Raw genomic sequence first — 16,729 nt, 5'->3', positions numbered from 1 at the left:
CTGCCGACCTCGCGGGCGACGCGGGTGACCTCGTCGGCGAAGGAGGACAGCTGGTCGACCATCGTGTTGACGGTGTCCTTCAGCTCCAGGATCTCCCCCCGGGCCGCGACATCGATCTTCTGCGACAGATCACCGCGCGCCACCGCCGTGGCCACCTGCGCGATGTCACGGACCTGGGTGGTCAGGTTGCCGGCCATCGCGTTGACCGAATCCGTCAGATCGGCCCAGGTCCCGGAGACACCGGGGACTTCGGCCTGACCCCCCAGGGTTCCCTCGGTCCCGACCTCCCGGGCGACGCGGGTCACCTCCGACGTGAACACGGAGAGTTGATCGACCATGCCATTGAAGACGGTGGCGATCTCCCCCAGAAGCCCGTCGGTCTCATCCGGCAAACGCGTGCCGAAATCACCGTCACGAACGGACGTCAGCCCAGCGAGCAACTGGCGGAGCTGCTGCTCGTCCACCGCCCCCGACCCCTTGGGAATCGTCACGGCGTCCCCCGGCTTGGTCATCCCTGCCTCACTATCCGATCGCGCTGGTCTCGACAACTTCGGACACACTCCGGACAGACTAAAGCAGCGCTATCACTGACTGTGGCGGGATGAGCGGGGACGACCAGACAACCAGGCCTGCGGCCGCCCCCACCTCCGCGGTCCAGCCCCGGCCGGCCGTCTCGCGATGCCCGTGGTGCTCCAGCTCGCCGAGCAGACTGTGTCCCACGCCCTGGTCAGGGGGGCTCAGGCTTCGTCATCGATCGCCGTTATTCGCGCCGAACGTGTTGGTCGTGGTGCCCGCGACCGCGCCGCCACCGTCCGTGGCGGTGGCGGTGCCGGTGTCGAAGTTTGCCGTGTACGTCTTGGACCGTTCGCGGCTCTCGGCGTCGGTGGCCTTATTCACCCGGCCCGATTTGTCGTCGGTCACTCGTAGGTGGTGTGCGGGACCGCTTGGTGGCTGGGCCTGGTCGGTGTTGGGGGAGGCCATGACCGTCTTGGCAGGATCCGCGTAGGACAGGCGGGTGATCGAGTCGCCCGGGGAGCCGGCGGCCTTGTTCTCTGACCGCGATCACCAACCCAGGCGGAGGGAGTGACCCACCTCCTTCTCCTAAACCGCCCATCCACTGAGAACCCCTGTCTACGCCTCCGCGGTCGGCCTTTCCCGCAGCGGAGAGCCACGACCGCCTCAGGAGCAGATTCGGCGGCTCCCGGGGGTCGTCGACTCCGCCTCGGCACGTACACCTGCAAGTAGCACATCAGGAGCCTGGTACCGGTCGTGAGTGAGGAACTGCGCCCCCAGCGGGCTCATCGCCTCGGCGTCGCCCACGCGGTCGCACCCCACAGCAATCCCTATACAAGGAAGTAGGGGGGCCAGAGCAGCAGGTCCATCCGGGACAGATGACGCGCGATCTCGATGTCGGCCGGGCCCCACGTGTACGTTTCCCGTCAACACCCTGGCGTCACCGACGAAGCCGAACCCAGCGCGCCGCACGCTCGCAGAACCATGAGGCATCCGGTGATTCACATCGGCACGGTCAAGAACCGGTGTGGCACTACCCGTCCCCAAGGCCGCACGGTGGCGAGCGCCGCCAGGGCCCCCAGGAGGACCAGGCCGACCGCTATCCGTGGCGGCGAGTGAAGATCCAGGTCACTGCCAGCCATAGTCCTAGGCTCGCGGACCCCTATACGGCAGCCCACGGCGACCACCCGCCCGGGCCGAAATCGAAGAGGGCTTCCCCGGCGACATGGAACTGGCCGGCCGCCGCCGGGACGAGCGTTCCCCATCCGCCCTGGAGCCCGGACACCTTGGTCCGGCACCCCAACATGCCCTCAGGAGACCTCCCTGCAGCGACCCAATGCCCCTTCCAGAGCAACGTGATTAAGCACTAACGGGCGCTACTGACCGCAGTCCGCCGAGACCCGAAACGGCATGGCCTTGACGGCTCCTACGCTACGACGACGACTTTCGTCCTCGGCCTCGACGCTGGCAGCTCGTGGAGCATGCTCACCGGCTTCCAGGAATGGCTCATCGTCCGACTCGGCAAGGGACACGACCTGCCCTGGCCCGTTCTCGTCCGCCACCTCACTCCTGGAGGCTGGACCCACCCGATCTCCGCGCAAACCGACGTTGCCGCGGTGACCACGCTCTACCGGTTCATCGGGGAGTACTTCACCGCACGAGAGCAGCCGGAGGGTCTCGCCCGGATCTTCCGGACCTACCAGTCCTGGGCGATCACCCAGGACTGGTACCGCCTCGCGGAGGCGGCCGACCAGGACTGATCGCTTGACACCCAACCCAGTCGCCCCAGGCCAGGGCAACGCACCGGACTAACGCGAGCCCTACCACGTCGGCGGAGAATCATTTGGCCAGTGCTCGGCGGAGAGATCATCATGTGGCAGTGTCTGAGAACCGATCTTCTGTGGCGCCCCAGTGATGCAGCTCCCCCAGTACACCAAGGCGGACCAGGAAGAGATCCTTGGCAACAGCCATGATCCCTTCGGGGGTCGCCTCGACCGGTCTGACCTGGCTGCCGAAAGAAGAACACTTCGGCATCAGGCAAGAAGGCCGGCTCGTGGCACACGCCGGCCTTCTGCGACTGCCTGTCGCGATCGGCGGCGCCGTCACAGAGGTGGTGGGCGTCGGCGGGGTGGCCGTCGCACCCAGCATGCGAGGCCATGGCCTGGCTCGGCTCGTCGTCAAAGCTGCCCTTGAGCACGCCCGCACGATGGGTCCTGAGCACGCACTCCTGTTCTGCCGGCCGCCTCTCGTGTCGCTCTACAAGCGCCTCGGATGGCACCCGCTCGACAACGACGTACTCGTCGAACAACCCGAAGGCCGCCTGGTGACCATGCCGCTGCGGACCATGGTGACGCCCCTGCGCGACGATGCCCGCCGGCCCTCAGGGCCAGTACGGCTGTTCTCGCTCCCTATGTGACCTTACGAACCCAACCCGCCTCACCTGATCGTTTGCCAACCAATCCAGTCGCCGCAGGTCAACGAGAACAGAACGACTAACTTCACTGTCAAAGGACACCCAGGGAACCCCACATGACCGACTACACCACCCCCGATGCCGATGCCCTGTGCCAAACCATCGAAATGGCGAGCGTCGCCTACTTCAGGGTGTGCCCGAAATACGCGCCAAGGGGGCAACCGGATGGTCTTGAAGCCCTGAGATGTTCGGTTCGTCCGCAGTGGCGGGATCGCGTCCGGTGAATGTCGTATGAGTGCGTCCATACTTGGGGCGGGCGTATTGCTCCCGGGTTCGGGGGTAGGCCGCCGAGAGCTGGGCTTACAGTGTTCGAAGGTTTCTTCCAGCGGGCTGGTGCCGCTGGCGCGAAGCAGGATGCGCCGGGGCCGGTGGGGACAGGGAGTGGTGAAGGCTGTGAGTTTCAGGTGATCACGCAGGCGGACAGGGAGCGTCGGGTCCAGGACATGGGCCATGGTGATCACTTGTGTCTGGCGTTCGCCGATGACGCCGAGCAGCGCCGGGTGGTCACCGCATATGTTTCGGATGGTCTGGTGCGCGGGGAGCGGGTGATGTACTTCGCCGATCAGTGTGCTCCGCAGGAGGTGCTGGGCTGGCTGAGTGCGGCCGGGGTGGATCCGGGGCCGGCGCTGGCCAGTGGCCAGTTGCAGGTGACCACTGCCGATGAGGGTTACCTGGCGGCCGGTTCGTTCGATGCCGATGCCATGGTCGTCGCCCTCCAGCAGGAGGTGCGGGACTCTCTGGCGGCCGGTTACGCCGGTTTCCGGGTCAGCGGTGAGATGGGCTGGGCGCTGCGTGAGGTGCCGGGCGCCGATCAGCTGGCGCAGTACGAGACGAAGGTGAACGCGGTGTTCGCCGGGCGGCCGGCCTCGGCGGTGTGCCAGTACGACGCCCGGCGTTTCGACGCCGCCGGACTGGAGACCTTCGACCGGTGCCACCCGGGGGCGGTGCAGCTGGAGGATTTGTATGCCGACGGCGTGCTGCGGCTGGTGCCGTCCTTCCGGGCGGGGCAGCGGGCGCTGCGGGTGGTGGGCACGGTCGACTACCGCACCACCGACGCCTTGGCCCAAGCGCTGGAGAGCGCGCTGGGGTGGTCCGGAGACGTGTGGGTGGACATGAGCGAGCTGGAGTTCATCGACCTGGCCGGGGTGCGGGCGCTGGCCCACGCCGCAGGCCGGCTGGAGGCGGGGCGGCGGTTGCACGTGGTGGACCTGGCGCCGCTGCTGTGCCAGGTGATCAGCGTGGTCGGCTGGGACGACATAACGTCCCTGACCGTCAGTGCCCGGGAGGTGCAGGCGTGAGCAGCGCCCTTGCCTCTCCGGAAGCGGGTCTGATCCATCAGGGGCTGGTCTACGGCAGTGACGAGGAGTTCCTGGCCGCGACCGTGCCGTTCTGTCTGGACGGCCTGCACGCCGACGACGCGGTCCTGGCGGTGACCACCGAGGCCAATATCGATCTGCTGCGCCAGGGGCTGGGCGATGCGGCCTCCGAGGTGGAGTTCGTCTCGGCCGACACCTGGTACGAGGCCCCGGGCCGCACGCTGGGCGCCTATTACCGCTACGTCGACGAGCGCACCGCCAGGGGCCGGCACCGGCAGGTGCGGGTGATCGGCGAGCCGGTGTGGCACGGCCGCGACCCGGTGGAGACGGCGGAGTGGACCCGCTACGAGTCGGCGATCAACATCGCCTTCGCCCCCTGTCCGGCGTGGATCGTGTGCCCCTACGACACCCGGACCCTGCCCGAGAAGGTGGTCGCCGATGCCCGGCGCACCCACCCGCAGCTGGTGAGCGGCCCGGCCGCGCACGCCAGTGACCACTACCTCCCCCCCACCGCACCATGCGGGGCCTGGGAGCGGGAGCCGGCCCCGGGCCCGGCGAACGGCAAGGAGGCCGTGATGCGTTTCGGAGCCGACTTGGGACAGGCGCGGGCCTTCGTGGCCGACGCTGCCGCTTCGCTTGGCATGTCCCCCGCCGGGGCGCAGCGGCTGGTGTTCGCCGTCAACGAGGTCGCCACCAACGCCCTCCAGCACGGCGGCGGCGCCGGAAAGGTGGCCTTGACGCGCACCGGGCACCGCATCCTGTGCGACATCACCGACCCCGGGCAGAGCCCGGCCGACTGGTACGCGGGTTACCTCCCGCCGGACCCCGCGCAGCAGCACGGGCACGGCCTGTGGGCGGTGCGCCAGCTGTGCGACCTGATGGAGGTACACACCCGCCCCGACGGCACCACCGTGCGCCTCCACCTAAACCTGGGATAAGCACTCACCACCAGCGGCGTGCGGCGTGCGGCGGGGGTCGCGTTCGGCTGCGGCGCGCAGGCCGTCCAGCCTGGCTGCAGCGTTCGCGTCGAGGGCCGCCTCAGACACCTCCGGGTTCTCGTGAACAGAGCCGCCTGGGCGTCGAAGAGGCGGCCAACGTACTGCGGGGGCAGGGCCACCGTCTGGTGACATAGGCGGGCGTCGTGGGCGGTGCCGGGTGCGGCGGAGGATCCGAAGCGGGCGCGGGTGTTGAGGATCAGGCCCGTCGACGTGGCCGCGGCGCGCTTCGCCTTCGGCGGATCTGGGGCTGCCAGCGGCGGGCACCCTCCCCCGCCAAGCGGCCGGCCAGGTCCACGCGCGGCTTCTTCATCTGATCGTTAACGTACCACCCGAAGGTGCGCTGCGAGATGCCGAGCGCGGCCGCGGCCGCGCGGGTTCCCTTCAGCTGCTTGACCAGGTAGCACATCTGCGCGGGCGCCGTCTTGGGGGCGGGGCGAGTGAACGCCTTTTGCACGGCCGGGTCGAGACCGCCGCCGACTGCCGTCATGGGGTCCTGCGTTGTTGTCCCGGCCGGGGGACCGGGTGACCGTCTGGGCGGCCGCCTGCGGGCCTAACGGGGCTCACGTGGTCCGAGAGGCGCGGCGGGTGGGGATCGGCGCTCTCCAGTTCAGCGGCCTGGTCGGAATTCCGACCAGAGCGTTCCTGGGTCCGCAGCACGTCTCGCTACAGCTCTCCCGCCCGCTCGTCGTCGGCGGCCTCGTCGATCGCCTTCAGCAGCCGCATCGAGCGTCCTGGTCACCACACCGTCCACAGGTGATCCGGGCGACTCGTTCGTCCGGGTTCATGATGGACCCAGCTCTCCCACCGTGGGACCAATGTGTTCGCACTGGGACAGGTGGCCGCGTACGCCGCCATGGGTGGTGGATCGGCTGTGCACTCATCTCGGCTCCCTGCGTCGAATGCTGTTGCGAGTCTGCCCCTTCACAGCGCCTGGCGGCGATCCTCGCTGTGGCAACAGGAACGGCATCAAGTGGCCGGCCGGTGTGGCCGGATCCGACTCTGCTTCGGTCCCTGGAAAAGGCCCAGCTCAGAGCACATATAAGAGCGACAGGGGCTGAAGGGACTGAATCAGGCAACTGTTTCGCTGGCTGCGAGTCCTCGCTGGGAGCGTGGGGTTTTGAGGCCGACTTTGCGGGGCTCGATCGTGCGTGGGTCCACGGCCTCGCCCGGGGCGCCTTCCTTGTAGAGGCCGTTGGGCTCGGCGTCCCGGTCGTGCGGGAGGAGGTAAAAGACTCGACGCTTTTGCAGTCCGCTGTCGGGGTCGGCCTCCGCCGTGTCGCCGAGTTCGGTGAAGCCGATCATGCGACCGTCCCGGTAGTAGCGGGGCTTGCCCCGTCGGCGGGGTGTCTTGTCGAGGGCCTGGCGTACGTAGTCGAGTTCGTCGGGGTCCTCCAGCCACACCACATTGTTCTCGTGGGCGAGATCGCTCCGTTCGAGTAGCGAGCTCATGGCTTTCGTCCCTCCTCGGTCTTGCGTTCCTGCCCGGTAGGGCAGGCGGCCCTGTGCGCGGCAGGCATCCGTGTACCGGCTATGGGGCGCCGGGCTTGGGTCATGGTTTCTTCCGTCCATCGTAGAGGGCTGGGATTGCTGCGGACAGTACGCCGGAGTGGGTTCACGCGCGGGCTGCGGAACCATAGGCGGATAGTTGCTGCGGTGACGGAGCCCGGCGGGGGTGCCGCTCCCTTCGCCGGTCTGTGCGGGAAAGGCGACCGTGGTCGCGGCCCGGCGTTGTCCCGACATGGACATGAACGATGAGGACTTTCTCAGCGTGTTCCTGGACGCCGCCACCGACACCCACCTGAAACTGCTCACCGGCGACGAAGCCACAGCGCAACGGATCCCCAGTGCCGAGGGAAAACAAGCCTCCATCAGCGGCTGCGCCGGAACTCGCCGGCAGCGTTGTGCGGGCTACGCCCGACGGATCTTGATCGACCTGCGGTCCGCCGCGTTGGGGTGTCGGGGCGAAGGGGGCATGCTGTCACGCGAGGGCGCCAGGGATAAAGATCCGCAGGACTCTCGTGACAGCGATGATCAGTACGGCTCCCCAGCCTGAGCAGGAACACCAATCCCGTCCTGGCGGACGCCCATCCCGTGCCACCACCGCCCCCATTCACACACTGAAATCTCAGCGCCCAGCATCACCTGGCCGGCTCGACGGAGGACTGCTCCCCCGCCTACGGGGTGATGGTCGTCTGAAGGCCGCCGACCGTGGCTGCCCGGCGGTGGGCCGGAAGGCACTTCACTGCATGGTCCACCCCGCAGAACAGGTCGGACACCGGGATGCCGTAGTGCGCGGACAGTCGGTCGAGGTCGGCCAGCGTCCACGACGACCCGCCGGACTCCCCCGACTGCTTGCGGGAAACCTGCCCCTGACTGAGCCTTAGTCCCTGGCCGAGATCGGCCTGCGACTCCCCCGTCGCGTACATCAGTGCCGCAACCGTCAACCGCAACAGAGCCTCTGAACTCGCCATATGGGTAACTCCCATCAAAGATGCACTGGTTGCATACAGGATAGCCGGTCCGGGACCCGAGGGGCCGGAGCCGACCGGCTCCCGGATGCCGCCCGGGACGCTTGGGGGGTGATCGAACGTCGCCGCGCCCTGGGTACTGCCCCGGGTACCCCACTTGCTCTGCTTCAGCCATCGGGCGCGGCGCCGGCCGTCATGGTCGTGACGGCTGATGCCTTCGTCCGTGTATGCCGAGATCGGCCCGCACCTCACCGTCGTGGGGCAGGAGCTGACCGATCGGTTGGAGCGCCACGGCGAGCGCGAGAGCTACGAATGGGCGGGCCCACTCACCGTGCGGCTCACCGCGGCCGAACACGTCCCCAACGGCGGCTACAAGGTCCACTGTGCCCCCATGGCACACATCACCTCCGCACCACTGACCGCTCTGAACGCGTAACCCGACGGCCCTACCGCCCCCATGGCTGCGCTCTTGTCACCTGTGCCGTCCAGGAGTCCAAGGACGGCGGCCGCACCTGGACCACCGGCCACCAGCCATACCACGACACCACAGGACACTGACCTGCCCAGCCGCCGACATCAGCTCCTGTCGGACCGGCACCCGGCACGAGGCGGCCCCAAAGCAGGCGTCGGCGTAAGACCCTGGTGCCGAGGGCTACGCCGTCGGCGGCTGCCCGGCGCCGCCGAGCAAAACGGCCAGCAGCCGTCGCGTGGTCGCCTTCGCACCCTCGCCCTGTCCCGGAACGCGTGTCATCAGCAGGTGGTGAACCGTGCCGACCAGCGCGAGCGCGATGGTGGCAGTGTCTGCGCCGGCGGGCAGCCGGCCGCCGCGCTGCTCGGCCTGCAGGTAGGCGGTGAAGGCGTGCTGGATCGCATCGAAGGCGGGCGCGCCGGACTGGAATCCCTCCCGGGTGTGGCGTGCGGCTGCCGGTCGAGTCATCGCCAGCCCCACCACCGCCGCAGGGAGCGCCTCCAGCAGGTCGAGGACGACCTCTTGGAGGTTGCCGGCGACCGTGCCTTCGCCCACCTTGGCCTCCAGCGCCTCGGCCTGAGAGGCGCTGTGCGCGAACCGGTCCAGGAGCAGCTCGGCGACGAACTCGTCCAGGCCGGTGAAATGCGTGTGCAGGACGCCCTTGGCGCAGTCTGCCTCTGCGGTGATCGCGCGGCTGGTCAGAGCCGCCGCGCCGTCGCGGGCCACCACCCGCTCAGCGGCCGCGAACAACCGCTCGCGCAAATCCGGAATGGCCACTCCACGAGGTGACACAACCGCCCCTTCCCTCAGCCCCATTGCAACTATGGGCATCCGCCCATACTGTTTGGGCACTTGCCCATACTAGGGCCGGGGTGCCGTGCTGCGCCCCGGTGGGAGGGAGCCGGTTATGGCTCATTTCGCCAACACCGCCCAGGCCGAGGCGTGGAACGGATACGAGGGCGAGCAGTGGGCCCGCAGCCAGGACCGCTGGGACTCCGTCAACGACGGCTTCAACCAGCCCCTCCTGGACGCCGCGGGCATCACGGAAACCGATTGCGTACTGGACGTCGGCTGCGGGGCCGGCCGCACCACCCGCCTCGCGGCCCGGCGCACCCGCCGCGGACAGGCACTGGGGCTGGACTTGTCCGGCCCGATGCTGGCGAAGGCCCGCGAGAGCGCCGTACGGGAGCGGGTGGAGAACGTCGCCTTCGTCCAGGGCGACGCACAAGTCCACACGTTCGACGCCGAGGGCTTCGGTGCGGTCATCAGCCGATACGGCATGACCTTCTTCGCCGATCCCGTCGCCGCGTTCGCCAACCTCCACCGCGCACTGCGCCCCGGCGGGCGGCTGGCCTTCATCTGCGCGGCCGAAGCCGAGGCCAACCAGTGGCTCGAGGCGCTGGCCTCGCTGGAGGCCATCGTGCCGCTCGGCGGCTTCGGCAAGGCCGGAGACCCAGGCATGTTTTCGCTCACAGACCCCGACCGCATCCGCGCCGTGGTCACCGCGGGCGGGTTCTCCGATGTCGACGTACAGCGCATCGAGGTGCCGGGGAAATGGGGGGCCGACGCGGAAGACGCTGCGGCGTTCCTGCTGGACTCCGGCCCCGGACGCCACCTGCTCGACCGGGTCGGCCGCCGGCAGCAGACCCAGGCTCGCCAGGCGCTGACGGCCACCCTGAGCCGCCATGAGACGGATGGCGCGGTGTGGCTGCGCAGCAGCTCCTGGCTGGTCACCGCCGTACGCGGCGAGGCCACGCGGCGCTGACAGTCGCCCCGACCGACCTGCGGCTGCTTCAGGAGCGGACCATGCGGGCGATCACCTGGGCCGCGGGACCGTCCGAGTCCTTCGTCGGGGCGGTGGTGCCGGGGCGTTGTCCTTTTTTCGGAACGCGTGGCTTCTTCTTCCGGGCGCCGGCAGGGTGCTGGTGGGCACGGCAGGACGTCGAGTCGACGCTGACCATGCTCCAGTCGATCCGGCCGGCGAGGTCGGCGTCGCCCTGGACGGCACGCAGGATCCCGTCCCAAGTGCCGTCCGCCGGCCAGCGTCGGTACCGTTCGTAGATGGTCTTACAGCTGCCGAAACGCTCGGGAAGGTCCCGCCACGGTATGCCGGTTCGCACCCGGCACAAGATCCCATTGATCACCTTGCGGTGATGGTTCCACCGTCCGCCACACTGTCCCGAAGCCGGCAAGTGCGGCTCAGTCGCCTGACGCGCACCGGGTACCTAAAGACACCGCCCCAATCCACCGCCCCGCCCCAACGGGCCGTGGCCTGCCCACAGGTGGGGGTGCGAGACCTGCCGCACCCAGCGCAAAACCGCGCCCGCGCTCCCCTGCCGGGTCGCTTGTGACCCGGGAATTTGACGGGGCGGGGCGCTTCCTTCGCCCCTGTAGGGGTCGGACCCGGCGCGAAGCGCCTTGAAGGGGCCCGGCGCGCAGCGCCCTGCCCGAAGGGCAGGAGCTTGTTGTCCGCCCGTGCCCGAAGGGCACAGCAGGGGCGGACCAGCCCGCAGGGCTGTCCATCGGACACGCGTCAGTGAGCTCTTTCCAACCTCACGTTGGGCGTGGCGCAAGACGAGGACAGCCTTCACGATGGCGGCGATTCGGTTGGTGCTGCAGCGAAGTTTGCGCGGCAGGCGCGAGTTCTTGAGGGTGGCCATGGCGCACTCACGCAGGCAGCGGGTCTTGGCATGGGTGGTGTTATGACGCCGCTTCTACTCCTTGAGTCGGCGGTCCGGAACGGGACTCGGATGGGGCGGCCGGCGCCCTGGTACGCCTGGTCCGCCCAGCATGTCAGCGGAAGGTAATCTCAGTGGGTCGGGCGCTGCGGGGTGCTGGCCACCCCTGCCTCCCGGCCGCTGAGCGCGGCGTCCAGAGTCTCCTGGGCCGTGCGCATCGCCTCGGCGTACTTCGGCTCGGACATTCGCTGCCAGGCAAGGTCCGGTGCGATGTGCTCGACCCGGCTCATCACCCACCAAATGTTGCCGAACGGGTCCCGCACCCTGCCGCCGCGATCCCCCCACGCACTGTCAGCAACCTCGGTGATCACCTGCGCCCCGTGCGAAACGGCAGCGGCCATGGCGGCGTCTGCGTCCGGGACGTAGACCCGCAACAGCGAGGGCAGCACCGGCCAGTCGGGCCGTCGGTCGAAGGCCAGCACGACAGTGTCGCCGACTCCGATCTCGCCGTGGCCGATGGTGCCGTCCTCGACCTGCACCCGTGCAATCTCCTCGCCATCCAACGCGAGGGTGATGAAATCGAGCAGCGCGCCGGTGTCGTCGGTGACCACCCACGGCGCAACGCTGGTGTAGCCCTCGGGTGCAGTGTGACTCATCGGTCGTCCCCTCCTGTGGTTCTTCGGATGTGATGACACTAGAACTCAAATAGGACAGTTATGGTCCTGGATCAAGCATGAAACCAGCGTCTGAACCGCACCGTGGGCAGCACACTCCCGGCTCCGGCTCCCAGACCGTGTACCCCAGCAGCCCCTCAGCAGAGACAGCCCACTCCTGGCCCGGGGCGAGGACGAGCTCCCGCACATCGACAGGGTTGGCGCAGGCGAGGCAGGCGAACCGGGCATCCGGGCAAGCACTTCGTCAAGGACCGCCTCGACAGCCTGGGCGACGGCTCCAAGGGGCCCGTCAGCGAACTCCAGCCCGGCGAGGGCACCGTCGTCCGCGCGGGCGGCAAGCCCTGCGCCGTCCACCGCCACGACGAAGGTGAACTGCACGTGGTATCCGCGGTCTGCACCCACATGGGCTGCCTCGTCGCGTTCAACAACGCCGAGCGGAGCGGGGAGTGCCCCTGCCACGGCTCCCGCTTCGGCATCGACGGCGTCGTCCTCCAGGGGCCGGCCCTGGAGCCGTTCGAAAGGCGGACACCCGACGGCTTCTGACCTCCCCCACGGCGCGGTCGTTGGTGGTGCCTGACCCTCGCCGCAGGACGCACGCGGCTGCTGGAGCTCCTGGATTCCCCACCAGCGCCGGAGTGATTCCCGCGGGTGCTTGAGTCGACGCTTCGGGGGCCGACGGCGCTCGACGAGCCGTGGCGTGCCGCGGCTGGTTTGCCGTGACACGCCGGTCCGTGCGGTAGCCGGCAGGTCACACGCTTTGCGGGTGTGGCTGCCTGGTGGGTGTCAGTGGCCGTGGTGGTGGCCGCGGCGGCCCCAGGACTCGGTGTCGATGACGTTGCCGCGGTTGTCTCGGAGGGTGGCGGTGTCGCGCTCGTCCCAGATCTGGTGTCGGCGGTCCTGGTAGACGTCGCGGTGGGTGTCGCGGCCCTGGCCGGTGTGGACCTTGACGCTGGAGCGGCCCTGCAGGCGGAGGTTGTTGAAGCGGTAGTGGTTGCCCTGCTTGTCGGTGAGGGTGAAGCCGCGCAGCTCCACGCTGTGGCGGCCGGTGTTCTTCACCTCGACCCACTCGCTGTTCAGGGCGCGGTTGTCGCGCCCGCGGGCGGCGTTCTCGACGTCACCGATGACGATGGAGGAATGCGGGCCGCGCTGGTCGCGCCGGTGGTCGTCGGCGGCGGCCGGCACCGCCGCGGCACCGATCAGCGCTCCGGCGGCCAGGAGTCCGGCGAGGGTGCGGCGGGTGACGAGAGAAGCAGACATATGGAAGGCTCCTTCAACAGACAGTCCGGCCCGGACTCATGCAAGCCGGGCGGACTTCGAACAGGTCCCGGCGTCCTGCCGAGGAGCCACACACTGGACCCGTACCACACCCGAAACCCATGAAAACATCCGACGTTACCCAATGCAGACATTTCTGTAACTCTCGCCGGCATACGGCATGCGTCAAGACCACGTTGACCCCCGACCGCTACAGCTCCGATACACGCCCAGGAGGCTCATGGACCGCAGTACCTCAGCCCACCGACCATCGGCCTCGCTGCCATCAGCGGCCCCTGCGCCGAACGGGTGCAAGGCCCCGTAACAGCCGCACCTTCGCGGACCGGCACGTCACTCGGACAGCGTCCCCGATCGCCTACGAGAACGACTTCCAACCAACAGCAACTACCCTGACCCAAGCCGCATGGACGTGTTCAAATCCGGGGTCAAGGCCCGGCTGTCATCGCGGCGCGGTGAGCCACTATTGGCTCGGGTGACCAGGGGTCTTGGGGAGCCAGGGATCTCAGGGCGGGTGAGCGGCGGCCCAGGCGGTGATCAGTCCAAGGATCAGGGCGAGGGTGTCCGCTGCGGCGACGCTGCTGGTGACGATGTCCTGTCCAGCAGCCCTGTGCACCTGGTCCGGCATTCAGCTCTGAGGGCCGCCTCCCCGGCTTGGGGAGGCGGCCCTCAGTCGGCAGGCCTACCATCGGGCCGCATGCCGCTTCCGGACGAGCCCGCAGCGTGAGTCGCGCGCCGCAAGGAGCACCGTGCTACTTCCGAGTGTGGTCGTCAGCCCGGGCACTTCAGGCCGGTCCGGGCGGACTTCACCGCGCTGTCCAGCATCTGGGCCTGCGGCTTCAGCTTGGTGGCGGCCGCAGCGCCGGTGGTGTCGTCCGGCAGGTCGTCCCAGGTCTTCTTCAGCCCGTCCGCCGCGGACTTGACGGCTTCCTTCTGGGCCGCATTCCACGTCGCCATGGACTTCCCGACCGTGTCCCAGCCGTCCCTGACATCGTTGTATGCGTCCTTGACCTGGTCCTTCGTCGCCGAGGCCGGATTCAGTCCGGACAGCGCCGTCGTGTCAGAACGGAGCTTGTTCAGGTCGGTGCACAACTGTGCAGCCGCCGCACTGGGGTTGGGACTCGGATCGGCTGCGAAGGCGGGAGCAGCTGCGCCGACGGACAGGAGCAGCGCTGCGGCCGCGCTCACGGCAGTACTCGGAACGTGCCTCATGGGTTTCCCCTCGTTCGGGATTCCTCGGGTCGTCTCCGCCCCTGACATCCCCGAGCTTCCGGCTCACCACGCTGACACAGTCCACCGGACCCCGCAATCCGCGGCTGCCACGCCCTTGCCGTGCAGGATCTGACCGGCTTGGCACGTCGCCGGCAGGGCAGGACCAGCGCGCGAACGGCTCGTATCTGCGAGGGCGGCTGTCGGGCAGCCGGAAGCCGACACGGGCGATCGCCGAACGGCCCGGCGACGTCGCGCACGCCGACACCGTGCTCCGCCGAACGAGTGAAGCCCGGCCAACAAGGACCTCGCGCTGGGCGACATCAAGGGCATGGCCCTTCCCCATGGTGCAGGGCGGCCCGGCGCCCGCAGTGAACCAGCAGCAGGAACTCTGCGCTGCCGACCCCAACGGGGCCAGCCATGACGCCGTTCCCCACCCCGCCCACACACCAGGTACTCGGCAAGTCGGCTCACGGAGCCCGGCCGCCGCCCGTGCGGGGCACGGCCGGCGAGGTCGCTGCGGCCGACCGCCCCGGGCGCACGCACCGCAGGGCGGACACCAAACCGGCACCACCGCGGCGACGCCGGGCCGGAGCGCCCGCGCCCCGCGCGGTACCCGTCCGCGCATCAGGCAGCGCAGTAAGCAGCAGGGCGGCCCGCCCGCCCCTTATGGGCGGCTTCTCCGATCGCCTGCTATAAGCCCGGACCGGGCCGAACGCTAGGGCCCGGCCGGGCCGGCGGCGCCGGGGCTGCCGAGCACGCCCCGCGCCCTTGGCCAGTGCGGCCTGCCGCCGGTGAGCGGGGAACGCGGCTTCCGTCGGGGCGGCCCCCCGCCCACCACCGCCCAGGCCGCGGCCGTCGTGCCGGAGGTCCTGCCGATCGGAGTCGCGGTCTCCGCGCTGCGGATCGCGGACGAGTCCCGGGCCGGCTACGACCGCGATGCGTTCAAGCATGACCACCGCGTGCCGCGTTGTGCCCGCCGCCACTTCGACTTCGAAGCCGGTCAGCACCCGCCGGTACGGCTCTCCGTCCGCAGTCCGGGCCGCCGCACCCGGGCCTGCCGCTTGGAGGTATGGCGCGACCTGGGCGGCGAGCCAGGGCCAGTGGGCCCCGGGTACCACGGTGGTGGGCCACGGGGAGAGCCACGTCGGGCGCTCCGGGTCGGGCCGTACCGGGCCGGCGGGCTCCATGACCCCGCCGGCACCGACATGGACACCGTCCAGCAACACCTGGCAGATCAAGGCGTCTCCGTCATCCGCACCATCTTGATCACCACCCGCCTCCTCGGCGACCACCCTGACGGACCGCGGGCGGCACGAGAGATCGTCGAATGCGGGCCCGCTCGCACGCCCGACAACACACTCAGCAGCCCAAGGACCCAGGCAGCCTGGTAACGCGCAGGCCGCTCCAGAAGCCTGTCCCCACGTCGGATGCCTCGCGGTTCCGGTGCTCGGTGCGCGCCGAGTCGGGCGGCGACGCAAACGCTGCCCCCGGGCGGTGGCCGGCGCCGGGTGACGGCTGCCGACCCTGTCCACGGCCGACGGCACAGCGGGGCAGGGAGCACCCTCCGGGCCGACACCCGAACGCAGTGCTCCGCGGCGAGCCAGCTGCCTTCTGCGGCCGGGGCCCGGTGTTGGTCGGCAGGACCATGGAGGAGCGATCCGAAAAGGGCGACCTCATAGTGGGATTCTCGCTACCGGGACGCGACGACGACATCAGCGGCCTCAGACCTGTTGCGCCTGGCAATGGACGGTTTTTACCAGGCCCGCGCACGCCTGACCGAGTCCCTCAGCACGGGCACCAATCCACGGGCGGCAGCGATCCCCGCGACGGAAGCGGCCTACTGGGCGCGCGCCGTCGACGAACAGCTGATGCCTACGTGACGACGCGAGGCTGCCCGGAGGGGGATGTGATGCGCGGCCTGAAGTGGGTACGCAACCGCGCCGCACACGGTCTGCCCCTGACGGTCCGCAAGACGGGGGGCCTCAGCCTTCCGCTACGCATGCCGCTCACCATCGAGCCCAGTGCCGTGCTATGGCTCCATGGCGATCAGCTGCCCTCCGAGCCACCGAAGCACGCCGACCCCAAAGGCCGTGCGGCGTACAACCAAACCTTCGCCGACCGGCCCGTCGACGAGCCCTTCGACGACATCGCCCAGTGGTTCGCGAACGAACGCGGTCGGCCGGTATCACTCCTCCACCGCACCTGAACCAGCTCCCTGCCTCAGGTGACGGAGACGCGCAGCACATGGGGCTCGCCACCACTGATCGCTTGGCCCTGCTCCCGCAGGTCTGCCCGGAAGAAGCCGAGGAGCGCCCGGTCCCCGGCGTCCTCCAGCGTCGGCAGGATCTCGGCGGCGGGCCCGACCTCGGTGGGTCCGTGCAAGGTCCATCAACGGCTGCAGGCCACGGGTTTCAGGGGTCGCTGATGCATTGCGCAGTGCAGTCGCCGGCTGCCGCACTCAAGATCATCCCAAAGATGAAGAGAGCCAGGACGATCCAAGCCACATGGGCGAACGAATGGTCCTTGTCAGGCGGGCATTTCCGAGCGCTGTTCTGCGGGACCGCATTGCGGCTGTCCGACTCGCCACCGGGTTCGTCGTGTCCCTCTGCCACCATCGCGTCATCCCCCGTCGCGGTATGTCCTCTCATGGCACGAC

The 16,729-nt window shown here is 69.2% G+C and carries 18 protein-coding genes and 3 pseudogenes; 10 read left to right on the top strand and 11 right to left on the bottom strand.

Translation table 11 applies throughout. The features are described 5' to 3' along the window. Both ACZ4XJ_RS31625 and ACZ4XJ_RS31620 read right to left on the bottom strand, forming a co-directional pair. A partial coding sequence (locus tag ACZ4XJ_RS31625) for a HAMP domain-containing protein (protein ID WP_468498170.1) occupies nt 1-512 on the bottom strand: 512 nt, incomplete at its 3' end. A 235-nt stretch (nt 513-747) separates the two neighbouring features. Next, complete coding sequence (locus ACZ4XJ_RS31620) at nt 748-921, bottom strand: hypothetical protein (protein ID WP_468498169.1); 174 nt, start codon at nt 919-921, stop codon at nt 748-750. Nucleotides 922-1,994: 1,073 nt separating this feature from the next. On the opposite strand from ACZ4XJ_RS31620, the gene ACZ4XJ_RS31615 reads away from it, so the two are divergent. From ACZ4XJ_RS31615 to ACZ4XJ_RS31595, 5 genes and pseudogenes are all read left to right on the top strand, one after another. Continuing rightward, nucleotides 1,995-2,273, top strand: coding sequence for a hypothetical protein (locus ACZ4XJ_RS31615; RefSeq protein WP_468498168.1), 279 nt, complete (start codon nt 1,995-1,997; stop codon nt 2,271-2,273). A gap of 119 nt (nt 2,274-2,392) precedes the next feature. Beyond that, a pseudogene (locus ACZ4XJ_RS31610) lies at nt 2,393-2,929 on the top strand (GNAT family N-acetyltransferase). A 113-nt stretch (nt 2,930-3,042) separates the two neighbouring features. Beyond that, entirely contained in the window at nt 3,043-3,210 is a 168-nt protein-coding gene (locus ACZ4XJ_RS31605; RefSeq protein WP_468498167.1) for a hypothetical protein, read from the top strand. An 81-nt stretch (nt 3,211-3,291) separates the two neighbouring features. Beyond that, the gene (locus tag ACZ4XJ_RS31600) at nt 3,292-4,284 is read left to right on the top strand and encodes an MEDS domain-containing protein (protein ID WP_468498166.1); all 993 of its coding nucleotides are present in this window, start codon (nt 3,292-3,294) and stop codon (nt 4,282-4,284) included. Continuing rightward, complete coding sequence (locus ACZ4XJ_RS31595) at nt 4,281-5,240, top strand: anti-sigma factor RsbA family regulatory protein (RefSeq protein WP_468498165.1); 960 nt, start codon at nt 4,281-4,283, stop codon at nt 5,238-5,240. The genes ACZ4XJ_RS31600 and ACZ4XJ_RS31595 overlap by 4 nt, the downstream gene beginning before the upstream one ends. A gap of 128 nt (nt 5,241-5,368) precedes the next feature. Here the strand turns inward: ACZ4XJ_RS31595 and tpg are convergent. Continuing rightward, nucleotides 5,369-5,787 (bottom strand): annotated as a pseudogene (gene tpg, locus ACZ4XJ_RS31590) (telomere-protecting terminal protein Tpg); the annotation flags it as partial. Nucleotides 5,788-6,368: 581 nt separating this feature from the next. Next, nucleotides 6,369-6,749, bottom strand: a complete 381-nt coding sequence (locus ACZ4XJ_RS31585; protein ID WP_468498164.1) for a DUF6009 family protein — start codon at nt 6,747-6,749, stop codon at nt 6,369-6,371. Between the two features lie 289 nt (nt 6,750-7,038). On the opposite strand from ACZ4XJ_RS31585, the gene ACZ4XJ_RS31580 reads away from it, so the two are divergent. Further along, complete coding sequence (locus tag ACZ4XJ_RS31580; RefSeq protein WP_468498163.1) at nt 7,039-7,353, top strand: hypothetical protein; 315 nt, start codon at nt 7,039-7,041, stop codon at nt 7,351-7,353. A gap of 121 nt (nt 7,354-7,474) precedes the next feature. On the opposite strand, the gene ACZ4XJ_RS31575 is transcribed toward ACZ4XJ_RS31580, so the two are convergent. Beyond that, nucleotides 7,475-7,771 carry a helix-turn-helix domain-containing protein gene (locus tag ACZ4XJ_RS31575; protein WP_468498162.1) on the bottom strand — a complete coding sequence of 99 codons (297 nt, stop codon included), beginning with the start codon at nt 7,769-7,771 and terminating at the stop codon, nt 7,475-7,477. Nucleotides 7,772-7,979: 208 nt separating this feature from the next. Between ACZ4XJ_RS31575 and ACZ4XJ_RS31570 the strand changes: the two genes are divergently transcribed. Continuing rightward, a complete protein-coding gene (locus tag ACZ4XJ_RS31570) occupies nt 7,980-8,204 on the top strand; it encodes an FhaA domain-containing protein (protein ID WP_468498161.1) in 225 nt (74 codons plus the stop codon). A gap of 216 nt (nt 8,205-8,420) precedes the next feature. Here ACZ4XJ_RS31570 and ACZ4XJ_RS31565 read toward each other — a convergent pair whose 3' ends face one another. Next, nucleotides 8,421-9,029, bottom strand: a complete 609-nt coding sequence (locus ACZ4XJ_RS31565; protein WP_468498180.1) for a TetR family transcriptional regulator — start codon at nt 9,027-9,029, stop codon at nt 8,421-8,423. Between the two features lie 115 nt (nt 9,030-9,144). On the opposite strand from ACZ4XJ_RS31565, the gene ACZ4XJ_RS31560 reads away from it, so the two are divergent. Next, nucleotides 9,145-10,002: a class I SAM-dependent methyltransferase gene (locus ACZ4XJ_RS31560; protein WP_468498160.1), complete on the top strand. Its 858-nt coding sequence runs from the start codon at nt 9,145-9,147 to the stop codon at nt 10,000-10,002. Here ACZ4XJ_RS31560 and ACZ4XJ_RS31555 read toward each other — a convergent pair. Both ACZ4XJ_RS31555 and ACZ4XJ_RS31550 read right to left on the bottom strand, forming a co-directional pair. Continuing rightward, nucleotides 9,999-10,429: pseudogene (locus ACZ4XJ_RS31555) on the bottom strand (IS5 family transposase); the annotation flags it as partial. The gene ACZ4XJ_RS31560 and the pseudogene ACZ4XJ_RS31555 overlap by 4 nt on opposite strands. Before the next feature lie 617 nt (nt 10,430-11,046). Further along, the gene (locus tag ACZ4XJ_RS31550; protein WP_468498159.1) at nt 11,047-11,571 is read right to left on the bottom strand and encodes a VOC family protein; all 525 of its coding nucleotides are present in this window, start codon (nt 11,569-11,571) and stop codon (nt 11,047-11,049) included. 102 nt (nt 11,572-11,673) lie between these two features. Between ACZ4XJ_RS31550 and ACZ4XJ_RS31545 the strand changes: the two genes are divergently transcribed. Beyond that, a complete protein-coding gene (locus ACZ4XJ_RS31545) occupies nt 11,674-12,132 on the top strand; it encodes a Rieske 2Fe-2S domain-containing protein (protein WP_468498158.1) in 459 nt (152 codons plus the stop codon). Between the two features lie 240 nt (nt 12,133-12,372). Here ACZ4XJ_RS31545 and ACZ4XJ_RS31540 read toward each other — a convergent pair whose 3' ends face one another. After that, nucleotides 12,373-12,846 (bottom strand): lamin tail domain-containing protein, encoded by a 474-nt coding sequence (locus ACZ4XJ_RS31540; protein WP_468498157.1) that lies wholly within the window; start codon nt 12,844-12,846, stop codon nt 12,373-12,375. Nucleotides 12,847-13,632: 786 nt separating this feature from the next. Next, on the bottom strand, nt 13,633-14,049 hold the full coding sequence (locus tag ACZ4XJ_RS31535; protein ID WP_468498156.1) for a hypothetical protein: 417 nt from the start codon (nt 14,047-14,049) through the stop codon (nt 13,633-13,635). A 1,933-nt stretch (nt 14,050-15,982) separates the two neighbouring features. Between ACZ4XJ_RS31535 and ACZ4XJ_RS31530 the strand changes: the two genes are divergently transcribed. Continuing rightward, nucleotides 15,983-16,279, top strand: coding sequence for a hypothetical protein (locus ACZ4XJ_RS31530; RefSeq protein WP_468498155.1), 297 nt, complete (start codon nt 15,983-15,985; stop codon nt 16,277-16,279). Nucleotides 16,280-16,293: 14 nt separating this feature from the next. Here the strand turns inward: ACZ4XJ_RS31530 and ACZ4XJ_RS31525 are convergent, their stop codons facing one another. Then, the gene (locus tag ACZ4XJ_RS31525) at nt 16,294-16,455 is read right to left on the bottom strand and encodes a hypothetical protein (protein WP_468498154.1); all 162 of its coding nucleotides are present in this window, start codon (nt 16,453-16,455) and stop codon (nt 16,294-16,296) included. Nucleotides 16,456-16,729: the final 274 nt, after the last annotated feature.

This window comes from Streptomyces sp. NPDC029836 (assembly GCF_055574495.1).
Note: the sequence above shows the minus strand (reverse complement) of the source record. Positions and strands in the feature narration are given on the sequence as shown.